This window comes from Streptomyces europaeiscabiei (assembly GCF_001550375.1).
GTDB lineage: Bacteria > Actinomycetota > Actinomycetes > Streptomycetales > Streptomycetaceae > Streptomyces > Streptomyces europaeiscabiei.
This window is the reverse complement of the sequence record NZ_LRTR01000850.1, coordinates 1-11,894: the sequence shown is the minus strand read 5'-3', so window position 1 is coordinate 11,894 and position 11,894 is coordinate 1. Positions and strand designations below refer to the sequence as shown.

At 70.5% G+C, this 11,894-nt stretch carries 11 protein-coding genes; 5 read left to right on the top strand and 6 right to left on the bottom strand.

Features of this window, described 5'->3' with window-relative positions; translation table 11 throughout:
- From AWZ10_RS43355 to AWZ10_RS43330, 6 genes are all read right to left on the bottom strand, one after another.
- Positions 1 to 604 (bottom strand): beta-ketoacyl synthase N-terminal-like domain-containing protein (locus tag AWZ10_RS43355; protein WP_167366048.1); only part of this gene is annotated, 604 nt, incomplete at its 3' end.
- A gap of 95 nt (positions 605 to 699) precedes the next feature.
- A complete protein-coding gene (gene ccrA, locus AWZ10_RS43350; protein WP_060893905.1) occupies positions 700 to 1,950 on the bottom strand; it encodes a crotonyl-CoA carboxylase/reductase in 1,251 nt (416 codons plus the stop codon).
- Between the two features lie 54 nt (positions 1,951 to 2,004).
- Positions 2,005 to 2,553: a helix-turn-helix domain-containing protein gene (locus AWZ10_RS43345; RefSeq protein WP_208618663.1), complete on the bottom strand. Its 549-nt coding sequence runs from the start codon at positions 2,551 to 2,553 to the stop codon at positions 2,005 to 2,007.
- A gap of 112 nt (positions 2,554 to 2,665) precedes the next feature.
- The gene (locus AWZ10_RS43340; RefSeq protein WP_060893904.1) at positions 2,666 to 2,881 is read right to left on the bottom strand and encodes an MbtH family protein; all 216 of its coding nucleotides are present in this window, start codon (positions 2,879 to 2,881) and stop codon (positions 2,666 to 2,668) included.
- A 48-nt stretch (positions 2,882 to 2,929) separates the two neighbouring features.
- On the bottom strand, positions 2,930 to 4,399 hold the full coding sequence (locus AWZ10_RS43335) for a class I SAM-dependent methyltransferase (RefSeq protein ID WP_060893903.1): 1,470 nt from the start codon (positions 4,397 to 4,399) through the stop codon (positions 2,930 to 2,932).
- Positions 4,400 to 4,478: 79 nt separating this feature from the next.
- Positions 4,479 to 5,240, bottom strand: coding sequence for a thioesterase II family protein (locus AWZ10_RS43330; protein ID WP_046706406.1), 762 nt, complete (start codon positions 5,238 to 5,240; stop codon positions 4,479 to 4,481).
- 164 nt (positions 5,241 to 5,404) lie between these two features.
- On the opposite strand from AWZ10_RS43330, the gene AWZ10_RS43325 reads away from it, so the two are divergent.
- From AWZ10_RS43325 to AWZ10_RS43305, 5 genes are all read left to right on the top strand, one after another.
- Complete coding sequence (locus AWZ10_RS43325; RefSeq protein WP_046706405.1) at positions 5,405 to 5,713, top strand: acyl carrier protein; 309 nt, start codon at positions 5,405 to 5,407, stop codon at positions 5,711 to 5,713.
- Positions 5,710 to 7,995, top strand: a complete 2,286-nt coding sequence (locus tag AWZ10_RS43320; protein ID WP_159058575.1) for an amino acid adenylation domain-containing protein — start codon at positions 5,710 to 5,712, stop codon at positions 7,993 to 7,995. The genes AWZ10_RS43325 and AWZ10_RS43320 overlap by 4 nt, the downstream gene beginning before the upstream one ends.
- 221 nt (positions 7,996 to 8,216) lie before the next feature.
- Complete coding sequence (locus AWZ10_RS43315) at positions 8,217 to 9,623, top strand: cytochrome P450 (RefSeq protein WP_276145801.1); 1,407 nt, start codon at positions 8,217 to 8,219, stop codon at positions 9,621 to 9,623.
- Positions 9,624 to 10,676: a terpene synthase family protein gene (locus tag AWZ10_RS43310; RefSeq protein WP_244172759.1), complete on the top strand. Its 1,053-nt coding sequence runs from the start codon at positions 9,624 to 9,626 to the stop codon at positions 10,674 to 10,676.
- Positions 10,673 to 11,719, top strand: coding sequence for a polyprenyl synthetase family protein (locus AWZ10_RS43305; protein WP_046708562.1), 1,047 nt, complete (start codon positions 10,673 to 10,675; stop codon positions 11,717 to 11,719). The genes AWZ10_RS43310 and AWZ10_RS43305 overlap by 4 nt, the downstream gene beginning before the upstream one ends.
- Positions 11,720 to 11,894: the final 175 nt, after the last annotated feature.

The window sequence follows — 11,894 nt, the reverse complement described above, 5'->3', positions numbered from 1 at the left end:
ACGACGAACACGCCGTGTCCACCGTCACCGCCGGACCCCGCAACCCCAACGAATACGACACCCGACCCGACAACACACTGCTCGCCCTGCCGGTGTTGACGTATCCGTCCTGGTCCCCGAGACCGTGCCCCAGGCTGCCGTAGTCGCCGCTCATCGTGCCCAGGTACACACCGGTGTTGCTGTTCTCCAGGGCTTCGGAGCGGATACCGGCGCGCTCCAGGGCCTCCCAGGAGGTTTCGAGGACCAGCCGCTGCTGCGGGTCCATGCCTCGTGCCTCGCGCGGCGGGATGCCGAAGAACCCGGCGTCGAAGCCCTCGACGTCCCGCAGGAACCCACCTTCACGCGCATAGGTCTTGCCGACGGCCTCCGGGTCCGGGTCGTACACGTCCCAGCCGTCCCAGCGCGAGGGAAACTCCTCGATCGCGTCCCCGCCCGAGGACAGCAGCTCCCAGAACTCCTCCGGCGTGCCCACCCCGCCCGGCAGCCGGCACGCCATCGACACGATCGCGACCGGTTCGGTGAGCTGGGCCTCCAGATCGGTCGCCCGCCTCTTGAGTTCCCGGATCACGGGGAGGGCGAGTTCCAACCGATTCTGATCAGCCATCGGAATTCCTTCCAGGAAGGGCGCGGGGGGAAGACTTCTAGAGTTCGGGACCTCGGTGACGCTCGCGGGACCGAGCCGCGTTTCCGGGCGTGCTCTCAGGCTTTGGTTCCATTGCTCGCACCGACCAGTGCGGCCGAGTTGCCCGGCGCCTGCACACCCTCCAGCAGGTCCCGATGGGCCCGGCCGATCTCCTCGAAGGCGTAGGTGTGTCCCAGGTGCGGGTCCAGCAGGCCCATGTCCACGAGGCGGGTCACGGCGTGGCATTCGCGCGGATTGGCGAAATGGGATCCCTGAAGCCGCTTCTGCCGCATCCACAGGTATCTGAGGTCGACATCGACGTTGAAGCCGGATGTCGCCCCGCAGATCACGATCATTCCGCCCGTGCCGCACACGTAGACCGACGTGGGGATGGTGTCGCTGCCCGGATGCTCGAAGACAATCTTCGGTGAGACCCTTTCGCCGAGGATGTCCCAGATCTCGCGTCCGAAGGCCCGGAGCTCGGCGGTCCACCGCTTGTGCTCTTCGGTGCCGATCGCAGGCACGCGGCCCCAGTGGCTGTACTTGGTCCGGTCGATGACGCCGGTGGCGCCCGCGTCGAGGCAGTACTTGGCCTTCTCCGGCGAGGACACGACGGCTATGGGCCTGCCGCCCATCTGCCGGGTCAGGGATATGGCCATGGACCCCAGGCCGCCGGAGCCACCCCAGATGAGGACCCCGTCCCCGGGCTGCACCGTGTGGGGTGCCCAGCCGTTGAGCTGCCGGTATGCCGTCGCGCCGGTCAGCAGGAAGGCCGCGGATTCCGCCCAGCTCAGCCGGGCCGGCCTGGGCAGACACTGGAAGTCGGCCGCCAGGGCGAACTGGGCGAACGATCCCCAGTTCGACTCATAGCCCCACGCTTTGAGCGAGGTCGCGAGCATGGGATCGACGCCGAGGCGCACATCGGGATCGTCCTCGTCCCACACGCCGGCCGAGACGATGACCTCGTCGCCCGCCTTGACCTGCCGTACGCCCTCTCCCACCTTCCAGACGATTCCGGAGGCGTCCGAACCGCCGACGTGGAAGGGCTCCGGGCTGCCCTGTCGTCGGCGCGCCGCCACGACGTCGACGGGATGTCCCTTGGCGGCCCAGACGTTGTTGTAGTTGATGCCGGCGGCCATGACCGCGACGAGAACGAACCCGGGGGGGACCTCAGGCGTGTCGACGACTTCCGTCCGGAAGGCCGTTGCCGGGTCCCCGTACCGTTCCGGGCGGATGACCGACGCGTACATGGAACGCGGGACGGTCCCGAGCGGGGGCAGGTCGCCCACCTCGTACAGAGTGCTGGTCGTCGAGGATCCCAATGTCATCTCCGGTGTCGAGTGGTCGGTTGGTCCCTTGGCTCTGTCGCGCGCGCGAAGACGTCAGACGTGCACGGGATCGGGGGTGTGCGTCACCGGGGCGGCCTCGGCCGCGGCCGCGCTCTCCAGCATGTAGCCCCTCCCCCAGACAGTCCGGATGGACAGTTCGCTGGGCAGGAGCCGGCGGCGGAGCCGCATGATGTGCAGGTCGAGCGAGTTCCTGTTCAGTGCCGGCGTCCGCCCGGCGAAGCGCTGCACGAACTCGGTGCGGTGCACGACGTCACCGAAGCGGTCGATGAGCAGCCGCAGCAACTCGGTCTGCGTGGTGGAGACGGTGATGGAGTGAGGCCCGAAGCTCAGGGTTCCGGTCGAGTCGATCGTCGGTACCCGACTGCTGTCGAAGCGGTTCTGCAGGACGGCGACCCGGGCCTCCAGGTCGTCCCGGGAGACCGGGGGACGAACCCAGTCCTCGACCGGGTCGCTGCTGATCGGCGGCTGCGCGCCCGCCTCCACGACGAGCAGGCGCGGCATGCCCTCCTTCCGGCAGCGGGTTCTCAGATCCGCCTGCACGGGCCATCGGACGAAGACGACGTCGGAATGTCGACCGCTCACGGCACGTCCTCCCTGTACATCCCACGTACTTCCGGGTCCGTCCACGAAAGCCCATGGGGCTAAGGGCGCGGACGAGCCCCGGTCGAATCCGAGGACAGAGGGACGGCTCGGTTCAGGGCGCGGGGGTCTCCTCGCGCAGACTCCGGGGCCGCATGTCGGTCCAGTTCTCCTCGACGTACGCGATGCTCTCCGCCCGTCCCGCCGGGCCTGCGACGCTCCGCCAGCCGTCGGGCACGTCGGCGTACGTGGGCCACAGTGCGTGCTGTTCCTCGTCGTTGACCACGACGTGGAACTCGCCGTTCTCGTCGTCGAACGGGTTCACTGCCATGTCTTCTCCCTTGCTTTCATATCCGGTGCGTCACGGGGGCCGGTGGGGTCAGGCGAGCGCGGTGTGGTCGACCTCGCCGCCGGCGGTCAGCGGCATGCGGGCGATCACCACGATGTCGTCCGGCACCAGGTGCCCGGGCAGTTCGGCCGCCAGCTCGCGCCGCAGCGCCGCAGGCAGCCTCGACGCCCGGCGGGCGGACGCGGGCGCGTTGGCGAGCGGCCTGGAGCGGGTGTCCAGGGGCCGGTACACGCCGTCGTAGCAGTGCGTACCGTCCGCGGGCACGATCACTGCCTCGAACCAGCCGGGTGCCTCGGCCGACCAGGTGCACAGGACGGCACGGCCGTGCTCCTCGCCCCAGGTCTCCAGCGCGTGCGGGTCGAGCGGCGTGCCGTGTGCCGTGGCGGGAGCCCCGCACTCGGCCGCCTCGCTCACCAGTCTTGCGTTGGGTATCCGGGTCAGCCGGAGGCGGCCGCCGTGCCGGGCCAGTTCGGCCTCCAGACCGGACACCCGGTGCACGTCCCGGCCCCAGGTGAGGGTGGGGAGGTCCGTGAGGTGCGTCGGCCCGTTCGGCTGCTTGTGCAGGACGACTTCGTAGCGGTGACGGGTGAGTTCGTTGCCGTTCGGTCCGGACTTCAGCCGGATGTCCACGGCCGCGATGTCGGGGTGCGCGTCGGCCCACTCGGTGAAGAAGCCGGGATCGAGGACGAGTTCGGTCTCGCCGAGCATGGCGCGTGCGACCGCCGCCCGGACGGCGGACGGCTCGTCGCCGGGGCGCTGAGCGTGGTGGACGGCCGTCAGGAACTCCCGCAGGGTGCCGTGGTTGCGGATGTCGCCGAGGACGATCCGGCCGCCCGGGGCGAGCCGCCGGAGTGCGACCTCCAGGACGTTCGAGAGGTAGGCGGCGTCGGGGAAGTACTGCACGACCGAGTTGAGCAGGACCGTGTCGAAGAACTCCGCCGGCAGGCCGTCGTCGACGTCGGCGGGCAGGCATCGCAGCGTCACCTTGTCCTTCAGCCGCGGATCCGTGGCGACCTGGGCGGCGAGGCGTTCGATGACCGGCTCCGAGAAGTCGGTACCCCAGTAGGCCTCGGCGTCCGGGGCCAGCGGGCCGAGCAGGAGGCCGGAGCCGACCCCGATCTCCAGCACCCGGCGCGCCCCCGGGCCGCGCACCCGCTCCACCGCGGACGCGCGCCACCGGCGCATCTGCGGCAGGGGGATGGGCTCGCGCGTGTAGGAGCTGTTCCATCCGGTGAAGTCGTCGCCGATCCCCGTGGCGGCCGGCGCGGTGTCGCCGTACATCGAGTCGTAGATCGCGCGCCACTTCTCGACGTGCCTGGTCACGTCCGCGTCCGGCACCTCGGGCACCACGTACGCCACCAGGCGCCGCTCGCCGAGCGGGTTCTCGCGGGGGACCACGGCCGCCTGCGCCACGCCGCCCTGTTTCAGGAGCGCGGCCTCGACCTCCTCGAACCGGTTGACGGACCACGTGCGCTGCTGCGCGTACGGGAGGGGCGCCATGTACCTGTTTGCCTTTCGGTCGTCCGGGCAGGGTGAGCCCACCCTGGAAGGGGTTCTCGAGCCGTCCGCGCGTCCGTGCTCAGGCTACGGCCGCCAGCGCCTCGCGCATGGCCGCCGCCAGGTCCGCCGGACGGCTGCTCGGCAGGTCGTGGCTGCCCGGCAGCGACACGACCCGGAACGGCCCGGTGGTGAGCGCCGACCACGCCTCGATCAGGGCGGGGTCGAGGGTGTGGTCGTCGCGGCCGTACACGGCGACCGTCGGGACCGGGACGGGCTCGACGGCACCGCTCTCGTACAGATCCAGCTCGTAGGTCTCCATGACCTCGTAGTCGGCGCGCAGGGCGGGCTCGACGATGTCGAGCAAGTCCTCGTTGCCGAGGAGCTCCGGAGGGAGGTACCCGTCCGTCACGACCTGCCGGAGGAAGTCCGGCCGCGGCAGCGCCCACGTGGGCTCGCGGCGGAGGCTCCCGGGTGCCGGGTGCGAGGAGACGACGAGCGCCCGCGTCTGGGCGGGGCCCAGGCGACGTGCCACCTCGTAGGCGATCGATGTGCCCGCGCAGTGCCCGTACAGCACCACCGGCCGTCCCTGCGCGTGGTGGAGCAGTTCGTCGGCGATCTTGTCGGCGAGCTCGTGCATGACGGTCTCCACCGGTTCCCCGAGCCGGGACTCCCGGCCCGGCAGGCGTACCGCGAAGGCGTCGAAGGCGTCGGAAAGCTCGACGCACAGCTGACGCACCGTGGTCACGCCGGCGCCCGCATGCGGAATGGCGTACAGCGCGCAGTCCTTGGGGCCGTCGTGAGGGACACCGACGAACCAGCGACTCTTCGTGTTTGTTCCCATGCACGTGAGGATGACCAGTCATCGCGGCCCACGGGTGCCAACCCTGACTGACCTCTGAAAGATCCTCGGCCGATCGCCGGCCGTCACGGCGAGACTGACACGCGGAAAAGGCAGCGAGAGCCAGTCGGGGGAAGCAGAGCCCGCGAGAGACGCAGGAGTGAGCGGTGGACAACTTCGGATCGGCCGGGGTGGCAATCCCGGACCACACCGGCCACGACGGCCCGGACCTCGAACTGCTGCGCGCCCGGGTGCGGGTTCAGTGGGTCGACGTACTGGAGCACGACGACTTCGGCGACGACGAGGACTTCTTCGACGCCGGCGGAAATTCCCTGCTGGTCGCCGAGATCATGGCCGCGCTCGGGGCCGAGTTCGGCGTGCGCGTGGAGCTCCGGCTCTTCTTCGCCCACCCGACGGTGAATGAACTGGCGGGCGCGCTCGCTGCCCACGAGGCCTTCAAGGCAGTGGCCCGGTGAGCGCCTCGCCGATGTCCGTCACGGGCGCGCCCTGGAGCGGATGGAACGAGACCACGCGGCCCTTTCGCGACGACGCCACGGTTCCCGAGCTGATCGCCGAGGCCGCCCGGCGCTACCCGGACCACCCGGCGATCGTGGATTGCGACAAGCAGGTCCTCACCCACGGCGAACTGGACCGCCACTCCAACCGGCTGGCACGGCTGCTGCGCGAGCTGGGGCTGGGCCGGGGCTCCAGCGTGGGCGTCTACGCCGAGCGCGGTGCCTCGGCCCTCGTCGGAATGCTCGCGGTGCTCAAGGCCGGCGCCGCCTACGTCCCGCTCGACCCGGCGTGGCCCGACTCCCGGGCGGTCGGGCTGCTCGACCAGCTCGGCGTGACGGCCGTGCTGACCGACCGCGCCTGCCTGCCCTCCGTGCAGGAGTTCCGGTGGGAGGTGCCTTCGCTTCGCCACGTGCTGTGCCCCGACATCCCCGAGGAGTTCTCCTGGTCGGCCACGTTCCGGCGCGAGCAGGTCGCGGATCCCTCCGACCACCTGTCCGGCTCCGCGGACCCGCTCGAGGCCGCCGGCTCCCAGGACCATGTGGCGCGGTTCGTACGGTCCGCGACGTCCGCCGAACGGCCCTCGGTCCTGGAGATCGGGTGCGGATCCGGCTCGGTCGTCGCGGCCCTGGCGCCGTGGGCGTCCCGCTACGTCGCCGTGGACCCCTCACCGGTGGCCGTGGCCCGGAGCAAGGAGACCGGGGTCCGCGCCGGGGGCGAGGTCGAGGGCGTGGTGTGCTTCGCCCATGAGGCGGCCGAGCGGGTCGACGGCCCGTTCGACGTCGTCGTGCTGGCCGGTACGGTGCAGTTCCTGCCGGACCTCGACCACCTGACCGGCGTCCTCGACTCGCTTGTCGGGCTGCTCGCCGACGACGGTGTCATCGTCCTCGCCGACCTCATCGACCCCGGGCTCTGCGCCTCCGGACTGCGGGTGCCGCCCCGCTACGTCGAGCGCCTTCCCGAACTCCTGCCCGGGGTGGCCCACGCGAGCGTCCACCGCCGCCGGGCCGAGGAGTCCACCGGCGAACTCGCCGAGCGGTACGACGCCGTCATCCGCGTCGAGCCGTCCCGCGACCGTGCGGCGGCGCCTGGCCGCGAGCCGCTGTGGACCGGCCATCACATCGGCCTCCGGCCGGCCGACCCCCTTGCCACCGGTCCGACGGCCGACGACGCCTGCTACACCATCTTCACGTCCGGCTCGACCGGTGCGCCCAAAGGCGTCGTCGTCGGACACCGGGCCGTGGTGAACCTCATCGACTGCATGAACCGCACCTATGAGGTCGGGCCCGCCGACGAGATCCTGTTCACCGTGTCGTTCTGCTTCGACCTCTCGGTCTACGACATGTTCGGTGTGCTGGCCGCCGGCGCGACCGTACGGGTGGCGTCCGCGGCGGACCTCGCCGAGCCGGACACCCTGGTGGATCTGCTCGAACAGGAGAGCATCACCATCTGGGACTCGGCGCCCGCCACCCTGGCCATGGTCATGCCCTTCGTCCAGGCCCGCGAGCCCGCCGGCCGCGACACGCTCCGTCGGGTCCTCCTCAGCGGCGACTGGATCCCGGTGCCGCTCCCGGACCAGATCCGGGGCGCGTTCCCCCACGCCGAGGTGGTGGCGCTGGGCGGCGCCACGGAGACCACCGTCTGGTCGAACCACTACCGGGTGGGCGAGGTCGACCTCACGCGGCCGAGCTTCCCCTACGGGCAACCGATGCAGAACACCCGCAGCTACGTGCTCGACAGTGACCTGCGGCCCTGCCCCCTCGGCGAGGAGGGCGACCTGTACGTCGCCGGCACAGGCGTGGGCGTGGGGTACGCCGGCGCCGCCGCTCTCACCGCCGCCAGGTTCCTGCCCGACCCGGGAGCCCGGCGCCCCGGCGAGCGCATGTACCGCACGGGTGACCGCGCCCGCTGGCTGCCGAACGGCGACCTGGAGTTCCTGGGCCGCCTCGACGACCAGGTCAAGGTGCGCGGCCACCGGATCGAACTGGGCGAGGTGCAAAGTGCCCTCCTCCAGTGCCCGGGTGTCCGCGCCGCGTCGGTCGTGGCGCCCACGGGGCGGAGGGGGCGCACGCTGGCCGCCTTCTACGTGCCGACGGCCGAGCCCCTGGCGAAGGCCGAGCTCGTGAGCGCCCTGCGGGCCCTCGTGCCGTCGCACATGATCCCCGCGCGCATCGTCGCGCTCGACGAGCTGCCCCTGACCAGCACGGGCAAGATCGACCGGGCCGCCCTCCTGCGCCGGCTGTGAATCGCGAATCGCGGACTCAATTCATCCGCGAAAAGAATGACAGCTCTTTCGAAGTGGCGTCAATGCCGCGCTAACCGGTGGAGCGCCGGTCCAACTTCGCTAGAGGAAGGCGGTCGAAGCGGTCCACATGAGTTGACAACCTGCATATCGGAGAGATCGGATCACGGAGGGGATTTCCCCGCAAGGCGTGTCACCTCCGATCCGGAACGAGGTATGCAGCGGTGACCACAGCATTGAACGCGTCCGCGCGAACAGGGCATGATGCCCCACTGAAAGAAATTCCCGCCCTGCGGGTCAGGGACGGGCTGGGGGGAATTCGGACGTTCCGCCGTGACCAGCTCGGATTTCTCCGATCAGGACTTGAGCAATACGGAGACATCTATCGTTTCCGGCTGCTCAACATGCGTGTGGTCATGCTCAATCACCCGGATTACATTCGGCATGTGCTGGTCGACAAGGCCGAGCAGTACGACAAGAACGCCGCCGTCTTCCGCATAGCCCGCCCCGTCCTGCGCGACGGGTTGATCGCCACGCCCGACATGGAGCTGTGGCGGCGGCAGCGACGGATGATGGCGCCGTACTTCACCCCGCGCACGGTCAGCAAGTTCGCCCGCAACATGACGGACGAGACGACGAGCATGCTGGAGCGCTGGGAGGCCCGTGGCGAGGCCGGTGCCCCGCTGGACGTCACCGACGAGTTCGGGCAGCTCGCCCTGCGCATCGTCAGCCGGTCGCTCTTCAGCGCCGAAGTGGGCGACGCCGCGCAGGCCTTCGAGCGGGCCTTCCAGCTCGCCAACACCGTGCTCGGGAAATTCTTCAGCTTTCCTTTCCCGCCGCTGAGTTTCCCCACGCCCAGCCATGTGCGGCTGCGCCGGGCCATCGACAAGATGGACGGATTCGTCTCCCGGTTCATTCAGAAGCGGCTGACCGACGAGGTCGAGGTCGGCCAGGAACCCGATCTGCTCTCCTTGTTCCTTCATGCCGTGGACGAGGGCGACGGCAAGGGGATGGATCTCGAACAGCTCCACCACGAAGTGCTCAACATCTGCGTGGGAGCCTACGAAACCACCACCAATACCCTGGCTTGGGCGTTCTACCTGCTGGCGCGGCACCCGGAGGTGGAAAGCAGACTCCACGCGGAAGTGGACGAGGTGCTCGGCTCCCGCACGGTTCCCGGTTTCGAGGATCTGCCCCGGCTGACGTACACGCGGATGATCGTCGACGAGGTGCTGCGCATCTACTCCCCGGCCTACCAGCTGATGCGGCACACCCGCGAGGAGGACGTCATCGACGGCTACCGGGTGCCGGCCGGCACCCAGGTCCTCGTCAACAGCTATCTCCTGCACCGCCATCCGGACTTCTGGGAGGACCCCGAGCGTTTCGAGCCGGAGCGCTTCAGCGCGGAGCGGATCGCCCAGCGGCCCAAGCACGCCTACGTTCCCTTCGGCAGCGGGCCCCGCGTCTGCCTCGGCAAGCATTTCGCGCTGACCGAGATCTGCCTCGCCCTGGCGACCGTTGCCCGCAAGTACCGGCTGGTGACGCCCGAGGGAGCACCCGAGGTGCTTCCCGACGCCCTGATCACGCTGCACCCGAAGAACGGCGTGCACCTTCGTCTGGAGCGGCGCTGAATGAGCACGCACACCATGGGTGATGCCGGCCTCGCGCACATACCCGAGATCCACTGCCCGTTCCCCTACCGGGTGAACCCGCACGCCGACCGGGCGCGCGCGCATCTGGCCGACTGGGTACAGCGCACGGGCCTGGTGCACCGCGAGTCCGCCAGGAAGCGTTTCGACCAGGCGGACTTCGGCTGGTTCGCCGCCCTCGTCTATCCCACGGCGAGCCTGCGGCACCTGGAGCTGATGGCGGACTGGTTCGCCTGGCTGTTCCTGGTCGACGACCAGCTCGACGACGGCAGTGCGGGCCGGAGCCCGGACCGGATGCAGCAGATGGTCGCCGGTATGCACGACGTGCTGGGGTCGCCGGACTTCGGGGTGAGCCTGCTGTGCGACCCGGACGTGCCGCCTGCGGTCGCCTCTCTGGCCGAGCTGTGGCAGCGCACCGCCGTGGACGCCCCGGCCCACTGGCGTCGCCGCTTCATCCGGCATCTGCGTGACTGCCTGGTCACGGCAACCGTGTGGGAGGGCGGAAACCGGATCCGGGGCATCGTCCCGGACGAGGTGACGTACATCGAGAACAGGCGTCACACGGGCGCCATCTACGTCTGCATGGACCTGATCGACATCGTGGAGCGGCTCGACGTCCCCGAAGAGCTCTACGACAGTGCGGAGTTCACCCGCGCCCTGGACGCCGCCTGCAACGTGGTCTGCTGGACCAACGACGTCTACTCGCTGGACAAGGAGCGTTCGCTGGGCGAGGTGCACAACATCGCCTATCTGGCGCAGTACCACCGGGGGCTCGACCGGGAGCAGGCGCTGGCCGAGGTGTGCGCGGCCACGTCCGCGGAGACCGAGCGCTTCCTGGCCGCCGAGAGGCATCTGCTGTCGGCCCGCCCCGGGCAGAGCGCGGTGCTGGCGCCCTACCTCGCAGGGATGCGGACGTGGATCCGCGGCAACCTCGACTGGTCGAGGCGGACGAAGCGCTACCAGGCCGGGACGGCCGGGTCCTGGGCGCGTCCCGCCGACTACGTGGAACGCGCTCTCATCGGAGTGGACCAGTGACCCCCGCCCTGGCCCTGGCCCCCGACACCCGGGACGCGTGGGCCCTGCTGCGGCGGTACCGGCAGCTCACCGGCCCGCGACTCCAGCACGCCGTGGAGCAGTTGACGGAACCGGTGCGAACCATCGCCCGGTACCACTTCGGCTGGTGCGACGAGAACGGCACCCCCACGCAGGACGGGTGGGGCAAAGGCGTGCGCGGCGCTCTGGTCCTGGCCAGCGCCCAGGCGGTGGGTGGCCCGGCCGACCAGGCACTGAGCGGCGCCGCGGCGGTGGAACTCGTGCACAACTTCTCGTTGCTGCACGACGACCTGATGGACCGTGACCGCGTCCGGCGCGGCCGCCCCACGGCCTGGAGCGTCTTCGGCGAGGCTCGGGCCGTACTGGCCGGTGACGCGCTCCTGGCCCTCGCGCTGAACACCCTGGCCTGCGCACCACCGCCCCCCGCCAGTGCCACCGCGACGCAGGAACTGTGCCGGGCCCTGCTGGAACTGGTCGCCGGCCAGGGCTCCGACCTGGCGTTCGAGAGCCGTTCGGAGGTCGGCCTGGAGGACTGCCTGACGATGGCGGCGGGAAAGACCGCGTCGCTCCTGGCCGCTGCCTGTGCGCTCGGCGTGCTGTCCGCGGACGGCACGCCCCACCAGGTGAGCGCGCTCCGGTCGTTCGGACACCACGTGGGCATGGTCTTCCAGCTCGTCGACGACCTGCTGGGGATCTGGGGAGACAGCGGCGCGACCGGCAAGGTGACCGGCGGGGATCTGCGGCGGCGCAAGAAGTCCCTGCCGGTGGTCGCGGCTCTCGACAGCGGCAGCAAGGCGGGGCACCGCCTCGCCGAGCTCTACGGCCTGCCCCGGCCGCTGGACGACGCCGACGTCACCCGCGCTGCCCGGCTGGTCGAGGAAGCGGGCGGCCGGCGATGGGCCGAGCAGGAGGCCGTACGGCACTGGGAGCAGGCGCGAGAGGAGCTCTCCCGGGCCGGCCTCGAGCCGGAAGCGACACGCGGGCTGCTCGCTCTGGCCCGGCTGATCACCCACCGCGACCGCTGACGGACAGCCACGAAGAAGGGGGAGGCCCGAGCACATGAGCCTCACTGTGAGAAACGACGAAGGAAGTCCCGGCTCGCTCCTGCGGCCGGTCCGCGCCGAGGAGCCGCTGCGGGCCGATGCCGAGGACGCCGCGACGCCCTCGGGGCCGGGCCTCGCGTCCGGTGCCGAAGCCGAC

Bases quoted from the DNA above. Each gene is read 5' to 3' on its own strand.
- ccrA (WP_060893905.1), bottom strand. From the start codon at position 1,950: ATGACATTGGGATCCTCGACGACCAGCACTCTGTACGAGGTGGGCGAC.
- AWZ10_RS43340 (WP_060893904.1), bottom strand. From the start codon at position 2,881: ATGGCAGTGAACCCGTTCGACGACGAGAACGGCGAGTTCCACGTCGTG.
- AWZ10_RS43335 (WP_060893903.1), bottom strand. From the start codon at position 4,399: ATGGCGCCCCTCCCGTACGCGCAGCAGCGCACGTGGTCCGTCAACCGG.
- AWZ10_RS43330 (WP_046706406.1), bottom strand. From the start codon at position 5,240: ATGGGAACAAACACGAAGAGTCGCTGGTTCGTCGGTGTCCCTCACGAC.
- AWZ10_RS43310 (WP_244172759.1), top strand. From the start codon at position 9,624: ATGAGCACGCACACCATGGGTGATGCCGGCCTCGCGCACATACCCGAG.